Raw genomic sequence first — 16734 nt, forward strand, 5'->3', positions numbered from 1 at the left:
TTAGTTGGTTAGCTCCTCTCTATAAAGGTCAGAAATAGTCAATGTTTTTTGATGAAGAGAGAGATTGGAAATTGTTTTTTGACCAAGTTCTTCTGTCAGTTGTGCTATCAATGGAGCTAGACTTCTTTCCTCAATCTCTAATTGACAACTAACACCATTGATAATTGTATAATCTTCTATTTTGTCTAATATACTTTTAGTCTTAAAATCAAAGCTTATCTGATACAGTTTGTCATGGATGATTTGCTTAACCTTTCCTGATTTGAGCAATCTACCATTATTAAAGAGGGCGTAATTATCTGCATATTTTTCAACCTCCAGAAGATTATGAGTAACGATAATAATGGTATGCCCCTTGCTAGCTAACTTTTGCAATAATTGCCATTGCTTTTCACGACGAATGGGGTCAACATCATTTGTTGGTTCGTCAAGAAGAATGATGTCTGAGCTACCGATTAGTGTCATAGCGAAGGAAGTTAGTCTTTTGAGACCGCCCGAAAGATCCTTACCTTTTTTGTAACGATAGTCTTCAATTTCTAAATCAGTGAGAAGCTGGCTGATTGTTTTTTCTAGTTCTTGGGAACTCAATCCTCGCATTTTTCCAAGTATTTCTAAATTTTGTTCTACGGTTAATTTGTCGAGTGGGGCATATTGTTGAGACATATAACTAATTAAGGTGCGTGCTTGTTTACGATTGTATATAAAAGAAATATCACCATACAAAATATCTCCTTGGTCAGGTTTAGTAAAACCAATCATTTGATTCAATAGAGTAGATTTTCCAGCTCCATTGTGTCCCAAAAAAGCCGTGATTTTTGCTGGTGATATTTCTAAGGAAATATGATTATTGGCTAAGTGCTGACCATCAAAAGATTTAGTCAAATTATCAATTACGAGTTTTGCAGTTGTCATAACTTTAATTCTCCGTACTTAGAAAAAATTTCCCAATCGTCTTCTTTACCTGTGCCGCATGTTGGACATTCATCAAGATAGCGTCCCCAAGAATCGTGTGTGAATGAGGCTCCGTTTTCATAATTGATTTCGTATTGATGGTTAAGGCTAATTGGTTCCGTATATTGAGTTAATAATCGGATAGTTTCATCAACAATGGCAGAAGTCAGTTGAAATATTGCTGGACCATAGGCTATTGTAGGGATTGTTTTTGTAATCGTACGAACACCGTGGAATTGTTCAAGGAATAGAGTGTCAATTTTTGTATAATAAATATTTAAACAATCAAAACAGCCTGTTTGGTAAGGGATAACTGAATAGACACGACCACGACTAACTTGACTGGCGCCAAATATACAGGGAATATTTTTTGTAACGATTGCTTTATTTACGATACGTTGAATATCATATTGAGGTTCATCAATCACACATATCGTAATATCAACATCATCAAGTAAAGGAATCAAGTCACTTACAGAGGTGATACGTATATTATGGGTTTCTACTTCAATATCGGAATTCATTTTTGTAACTTCTCTATGGGCAATTTGAACTTTAGATAAGCCAATATCATCTTCCTTGTATAGAAATTGTCTTCCTAGATTACTTTGCTCAACAATGTCAAAATCCACTATTTTTATCTTTTTAGGTCCCAAGCCTGCTAGTAATGTCAGTATGTTAGAACCCCCACCACCAAGACCTAGTAAAAGGATAGTAGACTGATGAATTTTTTTCTGTGTTGCAATACTATCTTGGAAGCTATTTAAATAGCGACTGAAATAATATATATTTGAATGATAACGTTCTTTAATATCCTGAATTTCGCCCGCTTCTTCGAGAACCCCCTCATTATCTAAGAGTTCAAGAGCGCCTGTGATGTCTTCTTCAGTTAAATCATCATATTTTGTTAGTATGATATTGAGAATATCTTGAAAAGGACGTCCGTCCAAAATATTGACTAAATTCCACATTTTATTATTATCATCCTTAATTTCTGTGGTTATACCAATTTGTAGCCCAATCCTAAATAAATTTTTATGAAGTTTATAAACAGGATATATTTCTTTTATTCTTGGATGATAGAATTTCATTTTAACCTCACTATTTTATTAAAAAAGGAAGACGAGGTGATTATAAATCATATATCCTCGTCTTGCAACTCCCAGTTCCTATTACAAATGGAAATAAGTAGAAAGAAAATGGTGAACCTATCTACTCAATTCCAACAGTAGGAATAAATAGAAAAGAACTCCTCTAAAAACTCAATTTTAAAATGCTAATTTTTCAACCTTTTCTGGTTACTAAACATAGAAAACCGGTAGTTTTTAGAGGTGCCCAAAATTTAGAAAACACCCCAGCTAATATCAGTTTTAGCAATAACTTTACGCACTTGAATATTTTTCATTTTTGTAACTCCTTTCATATTTGATAAGAATATTGTATAATAAATTAACGATTTTTTTATCAGCATGTCATAATTGACGTATTTGACGTTATAATTGGCAAAATCATGCTTGTAGTGAGGAATTTGATGTTAAAAATTGCGATTTGTGATGATTCTAATAGGGATGGTAGTCAGCTAGAAAACTTACTCTTATCTTATAAGGATATCAAAATAGAAACGAGTGTTTATACGAATCCCCAAAAACTATTAGAACAATTGACAGAGAAGTACAGTTGTGTTTTTTTGGATATCGAGATGCCACAGATAACAGGAATTGATATGGCACAAAAAATCCGTAAGGTAAACCCTTTTATCCCGATTATCTTTGTTACCAGTTATCGAGATTATATGGAGCAGGTTTTTGAAGTGCAGACTTTTGATTATTTACTTAAACCAGTGACTTCTAAAAAATTATATAAAACTCTGGATAGAGTGGTACGTTTTTTGAATTTAGGGCAAGCTGTATTTACGTTTACTTTTGGAAAGCAGCATTATTCACTGCCTTTAGATGACATTGTATTTTTTGAAAAGGATAAGCGTGCTGTCTTTATTTACACTAAAGATCAGACTTACAAAGCTTTGCTTAAAACGAAAGATATTTTAGAGAAATTACCTGATTACTTTATTCAAATTCATTCTTCCTATATTATCAATCCTAGATATGTGACAGAGTTTGATTCGCAAATAGTCACAATTTTAAATGGAATGGATGAAAATCACCTTCCAATTAGCCGAAAATTTCAAACGTCTTTTAGAGAAAAGTATTATTATTATCTGAGTGAGAGGAATTTTTAATGTTAGTCAGTTTGCGGATTGTGAGTATTCTGTTTGATTTATTTTTGGGAATTATTTTCTTTTATAGACCTCTGTCCCAAAAAGAAAAGTCTAGGAGAATTTGTATCTTTACTTCTCTCCTTTTATTTTTCCATGCCTTGTTGACGATATTATTTTCAGGAGCTAATCTTTTCTTAGTAGGGAATCTTATTCTCAGTATCGCAGAGTATTATTTTTTAGGTCTTTATTTTGGATATGCTGTTCAAGAATCTTCGTTTTGGATTTTTTGTCAGATGAGTCTAACTTTACTAGCTGGTACTATACTCAATCAAGCAGTGCAACTATTTTCCCCTTTATCAGTCATTTCAGAAAATCTAATAGCCATGCTTTTTTATCTCGCTGTAGCTTTTCTTTTATCATTGCTAGTGACCCTGGTTCTTCGACAACTTTTTCGTGCACATCAAAAGTTAGTTTATACTGTTTCTAAAGGGACTTGGTTATACCAGTTTATTGTACCATTTTTGTCCATTTGTTTTGCTTTTACAGTATCAGCGATTCAAGGGCAAGTGTTTGAGAAGGATTATCTTTCTTTTGTTTCTGTATTAGCCCTCATTGTGTTAACGTTCTCTTCTCTCTATTTCACCCTATATCTTTCTCAGCAACAACAGAGGTATTATCAAAGCATACTAGAGACGGAACAGATGACCTTTCAACTGAGAGAAATGAAACAATCTAAAAAAGATTATAGGAGGATTCAAAGGATTCAACACGATTTGAAAAATCAACATTTAATCCTCCTTGCACTTTTAAAAGAAGATCCTGAACAAGCGAAGTCTTATCTCCAAAGCATGACAAATAGTATAGAGAACCAAACTGTCTGTTACTCCAAGAATACAACAATTAACTTTTTACTCAATCAAAAATTACAGGATAAGGTAGAGGACATACAATTGGAAATTGATTGTTTTGTACCTCAACGATTAGAAATCAATCCAGATATTTTAGCGGTTTTACTTGGTAATTTGTTGGACAATAGTCTTGAAGCCTGTATGCGCTTGAGTAATAAAGAAGATAGGGTCTTAATCTTAGGAATACGATATTTTCAGAAGAAACTCTTTATTGCTATCGAGAATTCATTTGATGAGAATGAATTGGTAATACGAAAGGAACGTCAGACAGAGGGATGGGGGCTTAAAAATATTGAGAGACTTGTAACCAATCATAGGGGAACAATGAAGAATTTTATTCAGAATGGACGTCATAAAACAGAAGTGATTCTTCTTGTCTAACTAGGGTTTGTTGCTATCTTAATCAAAATAAAGCAAGTCTTTGCTGGTACTTGTAAAGAGGTCAAAGCCATCCTTGGTAACAACACCGCAGTCTTCAATACGAACACCGACTTTACCAGGGATATAGATACCTGGTTCAACAGAGAAGCACATGCCTTCTTCGATGACCATGTCGTTTCCTTCCATGATAGATGGGAATTCATGGACATCCATACCGATACCATGCCCGAGACGGTGGTTGAAGTACTCACCATAACCAGCTTTTTCGATGACCTCACGGGCAGCGCGGTCCACTTCATGAGCAGTCACACCTGGCTTGATAAAGTCAAGAGCAGCTTGTTGGGCTTCAAGAGTCAAGTTGTAAATATCTTTCTTGAATTGGTCTGGTTTGCCGACAGCGACTGTACGAGTCATATCTGACGCATAGCCATTGACCAGAACACCCAGGTCAAAGAGGAGAAGAGCATCATTTTCAACCTTATTAGCTGCTGGAATGCCGTGTGGATTCGCAGCATTATCACCAGTCAAGACCATGGTATCAAAGCTCATTTCGTAACCTTCACGTTTCATGGCAAAGTCAATTTGTGCGATGATATCTGTCTCAGTCTTATCAAGAGAAATATTGTCAAAACCAACATGAACAGCCTTGTCCGCATAAAGACCTGCAACCATCATTTTTTGTACTTCATCAGCTGATTTGATGAGGCGCATGCGTTGGATACGAGGAGTGAGGTTTTCAAACTCAGCAGTTTCAAAAACTGTTTTCAAACCATGGTATTTGGTCAAGATGAGATTGTCAAACTCAACAGCGACACGTTTGAAGTCAAGTTGTGGAAGAGCATGTTTGATTTTTTGCCATGGATTTTCAGAATCGACATAGCCCACTACTGGGAAGGAAACGGTGCTACTTGCACGTTCTACTTCAAGAGCTGGGACAAAGAGGAGAGGTTCCTGATCCGCTAGGACAAAGAGGAACATTTGGCGTTCATGGGGATCACTGTAAAAACCAGTGAGGTAATTGATTGTGACGGGGTCAGATACGACAGCGACGTCTAGTTTTTCTGATTCAAGATATGTTACGATTTGTTGTAATTTAGACATATGCTACCTTCTTTCTACCCCTCTATTTTGGCAAAAAAAGAGAGAAAATGCAAGGGAGAAGGGTAAAAGAAAAGACAAAAAAACTCCGACAAGATAACGGAGTTCTTTGATATAGTTTCACTTTGTTTAAGAAAAGTCAGCCTTGCTTTTGACATCACTGTATTCTTCAGCGATTTCTTGGCTGAGAATATCTTCATAGGCAGGGAGTTGGATGTCCTGACCATATTTCTTCTTGAGGGCTGTAGTGACTAGGCGATAAGCCAGATTGGCATTACGAGAGAGGATAGGCCCGTGGAAGTAGGAACCAAAGACATTCTTATAATGAACCCCTTCGCCGACCTTTTCTTCGTTGTTTCCATTTCCATAGACAACCTGTCCCAGTGGTTTTTGGTCATCAGAGAGGAAGGTACGTCCCTGGTGATTTTCAAATCCATAGTAGGTTTCATTGAAATCTTCATTGTGAATCTTGATGTCCCCGATAAAACGGTTATTGGTCTGGTTGAGAGTGTAGTGGCCCATGACCCCTAGTCCTTCGATGCGTTTGCCTGAAGCTTCAACATAATATTGACCCAATAGTTGAAAACCACCGCAGATAGCGAGAACCACACCGTCGTTTTTGATGTAGTTGTCAATGCTCTCTTTTTTAGCAGGTAGGTCGTCTGCAATGATACTTTGTTCAAAGTCTTGACCGCCTCCGAAAAAGGCGATGTTGTAGTGATTTTCATCAAAATCATCATGGAGAGAAACGATGTCAACGGTCACATGGGCTCCCAGTTTTTCAGCAACATACTTGAGCATGAGGATGTTTCCATTGTCCCCGTAGGTATTCATGAGATTTCCGTAGAGGTGGGCAATGTTGAGCTGATAGGGGTAATTGCCATCTTTTGAGGAAAGTGAAGTATAAACCATTAGTTCATCTCCTTTCTAACAATCTGACGACTAGCCAGCAGTTCACGAAATTCCAGCATGGCAGTATAAGTTGCCAGAATATAGGCATGCTTGCAGTCTTGATTCTCAATGGTCTTGAGAACTTGCTCCAGATTACTCGTTTCAGTGATTTTCTCAGCTGGATAGCCAGTCACTCGGAGGCGACGAGCGATTTCAGAATGACGAACACCGCCAGCGTTGATTTCAGGAATGTCCATGTCAGTGATTTGCTCAAAGTCTGCATCCCAGATCCAGCTAGTGTCAATTCCATCTGCATAGTTGGCATTAAGGAGGACAGATAGGCTAAATGGATAAGGTGCTAGTTTGATCATTTCGATAGCTTGGGTTGCACCGACTGGATTTTTAATCAAGACAAGGGTACATTCCTTGTCACCGATATGAAAGGTTTCTTGGCGTCCAAAGACAGCACGGCTCTTGTCAAATCCCTGTTTGATGAGTTGGGAATCTGCGCCGAGGAAACGGGCGATGGCCACAGCAGCTAGGGCGTTATAGATATTATAGAGCCCGCCGATTTGGATACCGTATTCTTGGCCATCTATGACAAAGCGAGAGCGATTGTTGGTCAACTCAACCAGTTTTGTCAAACGATAGTCGAGATCAGGACGTTTACATCCACAACCTTCACAGATATAGGCACCCAAGTTTGCATAGATATTATGTTCATATTTGAGGATGCTTTGGCAGTCAGGACAGAGAATCCCTTCGGTATTGTAGTGAGCCAGTTGGGCTGGTCCTTTTTCCAAGTCAAAACCAAAATACTGTATAGGATTTGGGAAAGATGGTTTGTAGAAAAGTGGGCTGTCTCCGTTAAGGAGAACAGTAGCAGTTGGAACTTTCCGAATGGCATCCAATATCATGTTATAGGTAGTATAGATTTCACCGAAACGGTCCATCTGATCACGGAAGATATTAGTAATGACAAAAAGACTAGGCTGGATATAGTCACAGATACGAGATAGACTGGCTTCGTCAATTTCGAGGACGGCAATATTTTTCCCAGTTTTTGAAGATTTGGCTGTTAGGAAGGTTGTTGCAATTCCTGTAATCATGTTGGCACCGCTTGGGTTGGTTAGAACTTGACCATAAACCTCTTTTAAAATGCCGACAGTGAGGGCAGTTGTCAGGGTTTTTCCATTTGTTCCAGTGACCACGACAATCTCGTAGTTCTTAGCTAGGTTTTGTAAAATATCTTTATCAAATTGAAGGGCGACTTTCCCTGGGAGCGTACTTCCACGTCCAAGACGGCTTAAAACGAAGTGGGAAGAACACCCAGCAAGAAGGCCCAAAGTAGTTTTTAAGTTCATGTTTCTATTATATCACAAAAGAGGGAAAAGACAGATTTGATACTCAATGAAAATCAAAGAGCAAACTAGGAAGCTAGCCGCAGGCTGTACTTGAGTACGGCAAGGTGAAGCTGACGTGGTTTGAATTTGATTTTCGAAGAGTATGAGATTTCGCAGAAATGAAAACAGCCCTCAGAGGGCTGTCAGTTAAGATGTGATCTCAACTTAAATCGCAAACAAGTCATTCAAGTTCTCAGCCAAGGTTGGGTGAGTGAAGATTTGTTTTGTGAAGTAAGTGTAAGGAATCTTGTTGTCCATAGCAACAGTGATGATGTTGATGATTTCTTGAGAACCTTCTGAGAAGATGCTTGCTCCAAGAATTTCTTTGGTTTCAGTATTAACAACAGCTTTGAAAGCTCCGCGAAGGTTTCCATTTACGTGACCACGAGGCATGGCTGCAACAGGAATTTCCTTAACAGCGTATGGAAGTTTCAAATCTGCTGCTTGGCTTTCAGTCAAACCAACTTGTGAAAGTGCAGGTGTGATAAACATGGTGTTTGGTACATTGAGACGGTCTTCAAGTGTGTAGCTGCCATCTCCAGCAAGGTAGCTGTAGACAACACGGAAGTCATCAAGTGAAATGTAAGTAAATTGAAGGCCACCGTTGACATCCCCAACTGCAAATACACCAGGAACGTTTGTTTGACAATGTTTGTCTACTTTAATAGCACCACGTTCAGTAAGTTCAATATCTGTATTTTCAAGTTGAAGTGGTTCTACATTTGGTTTACGTCCAGTTGCGTAGAGAAGGGCATCGAAACGGTAAGTTTCGTCTTCAGTTACGATAAGCACTTGGTCACCGTCGTTTTTAATTTCAGTAGTATGGATATTTTGAAGCAATTCAATACCGTCTTCTTCCAGGTATTGTTTAGCAAGAGCTGCGATGGAAGGTTCTGCACGAGGTAGGAATGTATCCAAGGCATCTAGGACTGTAACCTTGCTTCCAAGTTTGTTGTAAAGGCCAGCAAATTCAAGACCGATATTTCCACCACCAAGGACTCCAAGTTTTTCAGGCAATTTGTCCAAATTTTGGATACCTGTTGAGTCAAAGACGTTCTTGCTTGTAGCAAGTCCAGGGATAGGCAAGACGTTTGAAACAGCACCAGTGTTGATGACGATTGTTTCAGCAGTCAGTTCTTTCTTTTCATCACCAGCTTGGATTTCGATGACTTTATTTGAAAGGAAGTGAGCTTCCGCATCAAAGATATCCACGCCTGTACCAGCAACAGTCGCATAGTTTTTACCGTTGAGGCGACCAGTGATAGTATTTTTGGTAGCAATGACTTCTTCAAAAGACAAGCCCTTCTCAGCAGCAACTAGCAAGGTTTTAGTTGGGATACAACCAATGTTGATACAAGTTCCACCATACATAGCTTTGCTACGTTCAACGAGGGCAACTTTTTTGCCAGCTGAAGCCAATTTACCAGCTAGTGTTTTACCAGCCTTACCAAATCCAATAACGATTAAATCATAAGTTAACATTTAGAGTTCCTCCTATTCGAATTTCATTCTAGCACAAGAAAAAAACTTTTGCACAATTCTGCTACGAAAAAGACAGAAAAATATAAAAACGCTTTCTAGACAAAAAACTAGTAATTTTTTGACAAGCTTGATAAACTAAAATCCTATCTATTTTTATATAAGATAGAATAAATGTTCGAAAATAGGAGGTTTTATGAAATCGAATCGCTATATTATTGCCTTTGCTGGGGTCATTTTACACTTAATGCTGGGTTCGACTTATGCTTGGAGTGTTTATCGTAACCCTATTATTGAAAAAACGGGATGGGATCAGGCTTCTGTTGCCTTTGCCTTTAGTCTAGCAATCTTTTGTTTAGGCTTATCGGCTGCATTTATGGGGCGTTTGGTAGAAAAATTTGGTCCGAGAGTCATGGGGAGTCTATCTGCTTTTCTATACGCAGGTGGAAATATCTTAACAGGATTTGCAATAGACCGTCAGGAGCTGTGGTTGTTGTATCTCGCTTATGGAATTTTAGGTGGGCTTGGTTTGGGAGCAGGCTACATTACCCCTGTGTCAACGATTATAAAATGGTTTCCTGATAAACGTGGTCTCGCAACAGGTTTAGCGATTATGGGGTTTGGTTTTGCTTCTTTATTGACTAGTCCCATAGCGCAACATCTCATCGCAGGGGTAGGGCTTGTAGAAACTTTTTATATTTTAGGTGCAAGTTACTTTATTATCATGCTCCTAGCTTCACAATTCATTAAGCGTCCAAATGAGCAAGAGCTTGCAATTTTATCTGTTTCAGGGAAAGAAAAAACAGCCTCTTTGACGCAAGGGATGACTGCAAATCAGGCTCTAAAAAGCAATCGGTTTTATATACTTTGGATTATTTTCTTTATCAACATAGCTTGTGGTTTAGGCTTAATTTCAGCGGCATCGCCAATGGCACAGGAGATGGCTGGCTTGTCTACAAGTCATGCAGCAGTAATGGTGGGCGTTTTGGGGATTTTCAATGGATTTGGTCGCTTGCTTTGGGCGAGTTTGTCTGACTATATCGGTCGCCCTCTAACCTTTAGTATATTACTGCTTGTCAATCTTTTCTTTTCTCTCTCACTTTGGCTCTTTACAGATTCCGTTTTATTTGTAGTCGCTATGTCTATTTTGATGACTTGCTATGGAGCTGGTTTTTCTTTGATTCCAGCTTATCTCAGTGATATTTTTGGAACCAAGGAATTGGCCGCTCTGCATGGTTATATTTTAACGGCTTGGGCAATGGCTGGTTTAGCGGGACCTATTTTATTAGCAGAGACTTATAAAATGGCTCATTCTTACACACAAACCTTGTTCGTTTTTATCATTTTATATAGTATCGCCTTGGCTTTGTCTTATTATCTAGGTCGTTCAATCAAAAAGGAAAGCCAAAAACCGCTTACATAATTTTCTAGAGAAATTGGGCTATCTTTTGCTCTGGTCTTGTGTTATACTAGATAGGTTGCAAAGAAAACAGTACTTTTCTTTTGTGGAAAAGAAGCAACACGATTTTATATCCAGTATATGAAAATACGTCATAAAAAGAAAAGTATACACTAAGCCCTATGGGGTGGCTTCGCACCACCTTTAGAAAGAAGAACAACGTGAAATTTAATGAATTAAACTTGTCTGCTGATTTGCTAGCAGAGATTGAAAAAGCTGGTTTTGTAGAAGCCAGTCCGATCCAAGAACAAACCATTCCCTTGGCCCTTGAAGGCAAGGACGTTATCGGTCAAGCTCAGACTGGTACAGGAAAAACTGCAGCCTTTGGCTTGCCTACCCTTGAAAAAATCCGTACAGAAGAAGCGACTATCCAAGCCTTGGTGATCGCTCCAACTCGTGAACTCGCTGTCCAAAGTCAAGAGGAATTGTTCCGTTTTGGTCGTAGCAAGGGAGTCAAAGTCCGCTCAGTATACGGCGGATCAAGCATTGAAAAACAAATTAAGGCTCTTAAATCTGGTGCCCATATCGTGGTGGGAACACCTGGTCGCCTCTTAGACTTGATCAAACGCAAGGCCTTGAAATTACAAGATATTGAAACGCTTATCCTTGACGAAGCGGATGAAATGCTCAACATGGGCTTCCTTGAAGACATTGAAGCTATCATCTCCCGTGTCCCTGAAAATCGACAAACTCTTCTTTTCTCAGCAACTATGCCAGATGCCATCAAACGTATCGGTGTTCAGTTTATGAAAGAACCTGAGCATGTGAAGATTGCTGCTAAGGAATTGACAACAGAATTGGTTGATCAATACTATATCCGAGTTAAGGAACAAGAAAAATTTGATACTATGACACGTCTCATGGATGTGGAGCAACCTGAGCTTGCTATCGTATTTGGTCGTACCAAACGTCGTGTGGATGAATTGACTCGTGGTTTGAAAATCCGTGGCTTCCGTGCAGAAGGAATTCATGGAGACCTAGACCAAAACAAACGTCTTCGTGTCCTTCGTGACTTTAAAAATGGAAATCTGGATGTTCTAGTTGCGACGGACGTTGCAGCGCGTGGTTTGGATATTTCAGGTGTGACCCATGTCTATAACTACGATATTCCACAAGATCCTGAAAGTTATGTTCACCGTATCGGTCGTACAGGTCGTGCCGGTAAGTCAGGTCAGTCTATTACTTTCGTATCACCAAATGAAATGGGCTACCTCCAAATCATTGAAAACTTGACCAAGAAACGCATGAAAGGTCTCAAACCTGCAAGTGCAGAAGAAGCCTTCCAAGCTAAAAAACAGGTAGCTCTCAAGAAAATCGAACGTGATTTTGCAGATGAGACTATCCGTGCTAACTTTGAGAAATTTGGTAAGGATGCTCGTAAGCTAGCTGCCGAATTTACTCCAGAAGAATTGGCAATGTATATCTTGAGTCTGACTGTTCAAGATCCGGATAGCCTTCCAGAAGTGGAGATTGCGCGTGAAAAACCACTGCCATTTAAACCATCAGGTAATGGCTTCGGTGGTAAAGCTAAGGGAGGTCGTCGTGGAGATGACCGTCGAGACCGTGATCGTCGAGACCGTGATCGCCGTGGTAATGGTCGTCGGGATGATTTCAAAAAAGGAAGTCGTGGCAATGATCGTTTTGATAAAGACAGACGTTACCGTAAGGATAATAAAAAACCACGCAATACTTCAAGTGAAAAGCAAACAGGCTTTGTTATTCGTAACAAGGGAGATAAATAAGAAAAAGCGGTTCAAAATGAATCGCTTTTTTATATAAGGAGACCAAGGGTGAAAGAAGATGGTGATAGCAAAGGATAGGTGAAATGGAAAGGTATTATCAACCCACCTTCTTATAATGATATAATATCAAATATAAATTAGGTTGTCAATAAGAAAACATAATTTTCTAAAATATTTCAGCTAGTCTAAATTGCAATTAAATAAGCAATTTTCAGATAATAATTGAAAATTCAATCTGTTTATGTTATAATGATAGCGATTAAATTCGAGGTGAAAAATGGCACATTTATTAGAAAAAACAAGAAAGATTACATCAATTTTGAAGCGCTCAGAGGAGCAGTTTCAGGATGAGCTTCCTTACAACGCTATTACGCGTCAGTTAGCGGATATTATTCATTGCAATGCCTGCATTATCAATAGTAAGGGACGTCTGCTTGGCTATTTTATGCGTTATAAAACAAATACAGATCGCGTAGAGCAATTCTTCCAAACTAAGATTTTCCCAGATGACTACGTTCAAGGGGCTAATATGATTTACGAAACAGAAGCAAATTTGCCTGTTGAGCATGATATGAGTATTTTCCCTGTTGAGAGTAGAGAAGATTTTCCAGATGGCTTGACGACTATTGCACCGATTCATGTATCGGGGATTCGCCTTGGTTCTTTGATTATTTGGCGCAATGATAAAAAATTCGAAGATGAGGACTTGATTCTTGTTGAGATTGCCAGTACCGTTGTTGGGATTCAGCTTCTTAACTTCCAGCGTGAAGAAGATGAGAAAAATATCCGTCGCCGTACTGCTGTCACCATGGCGGTTAATACCCTTTCTTACTCCGAACTCCGTGCTGTTTCAGCAATTTTAGGGGAATTAAATGGAAATGAAGGGCAGTTGACTGCATCAGTGATTGCAGACCGTATCGGAATTACCCGCTCTGTGATTGTCAATGCCCTTCGTAAACTTGAATCTGCGGGAATTATTGAAAGTCGCTCACTTGGAATGAAGGGAACCTACCTTAAGGTCTTGATTTCAGATATTTTTGAAGAAGTGAAGAAAAGAGATTACTAATGACTAAAGCTTTAATTTCGATTGATTATACAGAAGATTTTGTTGCTGATAGTGGTAAATTGACAGCAGGGGCTCCAGCTCAGGCTATTTCGGATGCCATTAGCAAGGTGACTCGATTAGCTTTTGAACGGGGAGATTATATCTTCTTTACTATTGATGCTCATGAAGAAAACGATTGTTTTCATCCAGAAAGTAAACTATTTCCTCCTCATAATCTGATTGGGACTAGTGGACGCAATTTATACGGAGACTTGGGGATCTTTTATCAAGAGCATGGTTCAGACAGTCGTGTCTTTTGGATGGATAAACGCCATTACTCAGCTTTTTCAGGGACTGACCTAGATATTCGTTTGAGAGAGCGTCGCATTTCTACAGTTATCTTAACAGGTGTCTTGACGGATATCTGTGTCCTGCATACAGCTATTGATGCCTATAATCTAGGTTATGACATCGAGATTGTTCAACCAGCTGTTGCTTCCATCTGGCCTGAAAATCATCAATTTGCCCTAGGTCATTTCAAAAATACACTTGGAGCTAAGTTAGTAGATGAAAATCTAAATGAAATTTTAGAGTAATTTGGTTGATGAAATGAAAAAAATTGAAAAAAAGTGTTGACAAGCATCCCAAAAGTTGATATACTAGTAAAGTAATCGACGCGGGGATGGCGGAATTGGCAGACGCGCAGGACTAAGGATCCTGTGACCGCTTTAGGTCGTGAGGGTTCAAGTCCCTCTCTCCGCATAGGATAAGAGTTAGCTTAGGCTAGCTCTTTTGTATTTCTCTAAAAAATTAGAATCCAGTCAAATGTAGTGGAGAATCAGCGAAAATATGGGAAAGCTGATCCTTGTTTCTGCTTTTGTATAGAAGAATAATAAAGATTATCTTCTTCAAATTCTCCGATATTCTCTAAAGTTTTGTGCAAGTTGCACAGAATTTTTTTGTTTTTTTGGTCACCTTGCCATAGAAATGTAAAACGTTTTCATCTATAATATAATTATCAAAAACAAAAGGAGTTCACCTCATGGTAGAATTGAATCTTAAAAATATTTACAAAAAATATCCAAACAGCGAACACTATTCAGTTGAAGATTTCAACTTGAACATCAAAGATAAAGAATTTATCGTTTTTGTAGGTCCTTCAGGATGTGGTAAATCAACTACACTCCGTATGATTGCTGGTCTTGAAGACATCACAGAAGGTACTGCATCTATCGATGGCGTGGTTGTCAACGATGTAGCTCCAAAAGACCGCGACATCGCCATGGTATTCCAAAACTACGCTCTTTACCCACACATGACTGTTTATGACAACATGGCTTTCGGTTTGAAATTGCGTAAATACAGCAAAGAAGACATCGACAAACGTGTGCAAGAAGCAGCTGAAATTCTTGGATTGAAAGAATTTTTGGAACGTAAACCAGCTGACCTTTCAGGTGGTCAACGTCAACGTGTTGCCATGGGTCGTGCCATCGTCCGTGATGCAAAAGTATTCTTGATGGACGAACCTTTGTCAAACTTGGATGCTAAACTTCGTGTATCAATGCGTGCTGAAATTGCGAAAATCCACCGTCGTATCGGAGCTACAACTATCTACGTAACTCACGACCAAACAGAAGCGATGACACTTGCAGACCGTATCGTTATCATGTCAGCAACTAAGAACCCTGCTGGTACAGGTACTATCGGACGTGTTGAGCAAATCGGTACTCCTCAAGAAGTTTACAAAAACCCAGTTAACAAATTCGTTGCAGGATTCATCGGAAGCCCAGCAATGAACTTCATCAATGTGAAATTAGTTGGTAGCGAAATTATTTCTGATGGTTTCCGTTTGAAAGTTCCAGAAGGAGCATTGAAAGTTCTTCGCGAAAAAGGCTACGAAGGTAAAGAGTTGATTTTCGGTATCCGTCCAGAAGATGTGAATGCAGAACCTGCTTTCCTTGAAACATTCCCAGACTGTGTTGTAAAAGCGACTATCTCTGTATCAGAACTGCTTGGTTCAGAATCTCACCTATACTGCCAAGTTGGTAAAGACGAATTTGTTGCTAAAGTTGATGCTCGTGATTACTTGCAAACAGGTGCAACAGTTGAACTTGGATTTGACTTGAACAAAGCACACTTCTTCGATGTAGAAACTGAAAAAACAGTCTATTAAAATAAATAAAATTCAAAGCACTACAAGAAAAGATATCTCTTTATCGATTGTAGTGGAGAGATATCAGTTAATCTAGGGAGAGAAACAAAATGCTTCTCTCCTTTTTGCTAGGGAAGTCATATTATGTATCTATCTTGTGACGTGCCTTGAATAAAAATGGTCGTCTTATTTGACTTATAGGGTGACTAGCAAATGAAATATTGTTTTCCCTTTCTTCTTTACTGGAAAATATGCTATAATAGAGAGTAAAAACTTTGAAAGAAAGAAAAAGATGAATTTAAAAGATTACATTGCAACAATTGAAAATTATCCAAAAGAAGGTATCACCTTCCGTGATATTAGTCCTTTGATGGCTGATGGAAATGCTTATAGCTACGCTGTTCGTGAAATTGTTCAGTATGCTACTGACAAGAAAATTGACATGGTTGTAGGGCCTGAGGCTCGTGGATTTATTGTGGGCTGTCCAGTTGCCTTTGAGTTGGGAATTGGTTTTGCACCTGTTCGTAAACCAGGTAAATTGCCACGTGAAGTCATTTCTGCTGACTATGAAAAAGAGTACGGTGTTGATACCTTGACTATGCATGCGGATGCAATCAAACCAGGTCAACGCGTTCTTATCGTAGATGATCTCTTGGCAACAGGTGGAACTGTTAAGGCAACTATCGAAATGATTGAAAAACTTGGTGGTGTTGTAGCAGGTTGTGCCTTTCTTGTTGAATTGGATGAATTGAACGGCCGTGAAAAAATCGGTGACTACGATTACAAAGTTTTGATGCATTATTAATGAAAAACAGTCCCTAGGGCTGTTTTCTCTACATTAGGATATAAAAATAGACTATAGCTAGTTAGAGAAAAACTATAATTGAAAACTATATCTTCTTGCAGTATAATAAAAGGACTATGTGTTTGAAATTTAGTTTCATACTCAATGAAAATCAAAGAGTAAACTAGCCGTAAGCTGCTCAAAGTACAGCTTTGAGGTTGCA

General features: G+C 38.7%; 15 protein-coding genes and 1 tRNA gene. 9 read left to right on the forward strand and 7 right to left on the reverse strand.

Going from position 1 to position 16734, the window contains the following annotated elements:
- Entirely contained in the window at positions 1-912 is a 912-nt protein-coding gene (locus HT678_RS03750) for an ABC transporter ATP-binding protein (protein ID WP_000205301.1), read from the reverse strand.
- The gene (locus HT678_RS03755) at positions 909-2042 is read right to left on the reverse strand and encodes a ThiF family adenylyltransferase (RefSeq protein ID WP_000675233.1); all 1134 of its coding nucleotides are present in this window, start codon (positions 2040-2042) and stop codon (positions 909-911) included. Before HT678_RS03755 ends, HT678_RS03750 begins: the two co-directional genes overlap by 4 nt.
- A 440-nt stretch (positions 2043-2482) precedes the next feature.
- On the opposite strand from HT678_RS03755, the gene HT678_RS03760 reads away from it, so the two are divergent.
- A complete protein-coding gene (locus HT678_RS03760; protein WP_050242000.1) occupies positions 2483-3190 on the forward strand; it encodes a LytTR family DNA-binding domain-containing protein in 708 nt (235 codons plus the stop codon).
- The gene (locus HT678_RS03765) at positions 3190-4458 is read left to right on the forward strand and encodes a GHKL domain-containing protein (protein ID WP_000961370.1); all 1269 of its coding nucleotides are present in this window, start codon (positions 3190-3192) and stop codon (positions 4456-4458) included. Before HT678_RS03760 ends, HT678_RS03765 begins: the two co-directional genes overlap by 1 nt.
- A gap of 18 nt (positions 4459-4476) precedes the next feature.
- On the opposite strand, the gene HT678_RS03770 is transcribed toward HT678_RS03765, so the two are convergent.
- From HT678_RS03770 to HT678_RS03785, 4 genes are all read right to left on the reverse strand, one after another.
- Positions 4477-5559 carry a Xaa-Pro peptidase family protein gene (locus HT678_RS03770; protein ID WP_050201379.1) on the reverse strand — a complete coding sequence of 361 codons (1083 nt, stop codon included), beginning with the start codon at positions 5557-5559 and terminating at the stop codon, positions 4477-4479.
- 126 nt (positions 5560-5685) lie between these two features.
- Complete coding sequence (gatD, locus tag HT678_RS03775; RefSeq protein WP_000263200.1) at positions 5686-6468, reverse strand: lipid II isoglutaminyl synthase subunit GatD; 783 nt, start codon at positions 6466-6468, stop codon at positions 5686-5688.
- Positions 6468-7811, reverse strand: a complete 1344-nt coding sequence (gene murT, locus HT678_RS03780; protein WP_050261756.1) for a lipid II isoglutaminyl synthase subunit MurT — start codon at positions 7809-7811, stop codon at positions 6468-6470. Before murT ends, gatD begins: the two co-directional genes overlap by 1 nt.
- A gap of 204 nt (positions 7812-8015) precedes the next feature.
- A complete protein-coding gene (locus HT678_RS03785) occupies positions 8016-9332 on the reverse strand; it encodes an FAD-containing oxidoreductase (protein WP_050222886.1) in 1317 nt (438 codons plus the stop codon).
- A gap of 193 nt (positions 9333-9525) precedes the next feature.
- Here HT678_RS03785 and HT678_RS03790 point away from each other — a divergent pair, with 193 nt between their 5' ends.
- The 7 genes from HT678_RS03790 to HT678_RS03820 all read left to right on the forward strand — a co-directional run bounded on the left by HT678_RS03790 (position 9526) and on the right by HT678_RS03820 (position 16532).
- Positions 9526-10752: an OFA family MFS transporter gene (locus HT678_RS03790; protein ID WP_000841590.1), complete on the forward strand. Its 1227-nt coding sequence runs from the start codon at positions 9526-9528 to the stop codon at positions 10750-10752.
- A gap of 197 nt (positions 10753-10949) precedes the next feature.
- Positions 10950-12530, forward strand: coding sequence for a DEAD/DEAH box helicase (locus HT678_RS03795; protein ID WP_000671122.1), 1581 nt, complete (start codon positions 10950-10952; stop codon positions 12528-12530).
- A 277-nt stretch (positions 12531-12807) separates the two neighbouring features.
- The gene (gene codY / locus HT678_RS03800) at positions 12808-13596 is read left to right on the forward strand and encodes a GTP-sensing pleiotropic transcriptional regulator CodY (RefSeq protein ID WP_000940723.1); all 789 of its coding nucleotides are present in this window, start codon (positions 12808-12810) and stop codon (positions 13594-13596) included.
- The gene (locus HT678_RS03805; RefSeq protein WP_000158719.1) at positions 13596-14171 is read left to right on the forward strand and encodes an isochorismatase family cysteine hydrolase; all 576 of its coding nucleotides are present in this window, start codon (positions 13596-13598) and stop codon (positions 14169-14171) included. Before codY ends, HT678_RS03805 begins: the two co-directional genes overlap by 1 nt.
- Before the next feature lie 80 nt (positions 14172-14251).
- Positions 14252-14337, forward strand: a tRNA-Leu gene (locus tag HT678_RS03810).
- 280 nt (positions 14338-14617) lie between these two features.
- Positions 14618-15748 (forward strand): sn-glycerol-3-phosphate ABC transporter ATP-binding protein UgpC, encoded by a 1131-nt coding sequence (gene ugpC, locus HT678_RS03815; RefSeq protein ID WP_000229957.1) that lies wholly within the window; start codon positions 14618-14620, stop codon positions 15746-15748.
- Positions 15749-16019: 271 nt separating this feature from the next.
- Positions 16020-16532: an adenine phosphoribosyltransferase gene (locus tag HT678_RS03820; RefSeq protein ID WP_001049320.1), complete on the forward strand. Its 513-nt coding sequence runs from the start codon at positions 16020-16022 to the stop codon at positions 16530-16532.
- Here HT678_RS03820 and HT678_RS11315 read toward each other — a convergent pair.
- A partial coding sequence (locus tag HT678_RS11315; protein ID WP_205380604.1) for a hypothetical protein occupies positions 16529-16734 on the reverse strand: 206 nt, incomplete at its 5' end. The two genes, HT678_RS03820 and HT678_RS11315, sit on opposite strands and share 4 nt — an antisense overlap.

This window comes from Streptococcus sp. 3167, assembly GCF_013277175.1.
In the GTDB taxonomy this organism is placed as follows: Bacteria; Bacillota; Bacilli; order Lactobacillales; family Streptococcaceae; genus Streptococcus; species Streptococcus pseudopneumoniae.

Coding starts and splice junctions, on each gene's coding strand:
- HT678_RS03805 (WP_000158719.1), top strand. CDS start 13,596: ATGACTAAAGCTTTAATTTCGATTGATTATACAGAAGATTTTGTTGCT.
- HT678_RS03755 (WP_000675233.1), bottom strand. CDS start 2,042: ATGAAATTCTATCATCCAAGAATAAAAGAAATATATCCTGTTTATAAA.
- gatD (WP_000263200.1), bottom strand. CDS start 6,468: ATGGTTTATACTTCACTTTCCTCAAAAGATGGCAATTACCCCTATCAG.
- HT678_RS03750 (WP_000205301.1), bottom strand. CDS start 912: ATGACAACTGCAAAACTCGTAATTGATAATTTGACTAAATCTTTTGAT.
- HT678_RS03820 (WP_001049320.1), top strand. CDS start 16,020: ATGAATTTAAAAGATTACATTGCAACAATTGAAAATTATCCAAAAGAA.
- ugpC (WP_000229957.1), top strand. CDS start 14,618: ATGGTAGAATTGAATCTTAAAAATATTTACAAAAAATATCCAAACAGC.
- HT678_RS03760 (WP_050242000.1), top strand. CDS start 2,483: ATGTTAAAAATTGCGATTTGTGATGATTCTAATAGGGATGGTAGTCAG.
- HT678_RS03785 (WP_050222886.1), bottom strand. CDS start 9,332: ATGTTAACTTATGATTTAATCGTTATTGGATTTGGTAAGGCTGGTAAA.
- codY (WP_000940723.1), top strand. CDS start 12,808: ATGGCACATTTATTAGAAAAAACAAGAAAGATTACATCAATTTTGAAG.
- HT678_RS03770 (WP_050201379.1), bottom strand. CDS start 5,559: ATGTCTAAATTACAACAAATCGTAACATATCTTGAATCAGAAAAACTA.
- HT678_RS03765 (WP_000961370.1), top strand. CDS start 3,190: ATGTTAGTCAGTTTGCGGATTGTGAGTATTCTGTTTGATTTATTTTTG.
- HT678_RS03790 (WP_000841590.1), top strand. CDS start 9,526: ATGAAATCGAATCGCTATATTATTGCCTTTGCTGGGGTCATTTTACAC.
- murT (WP_050261756.1), bottom strand. CDS start 7,811: ATGAACTTAAAAACTACTTTGGGCCTTCTTGCTGGGTGTTCTTCCCAC.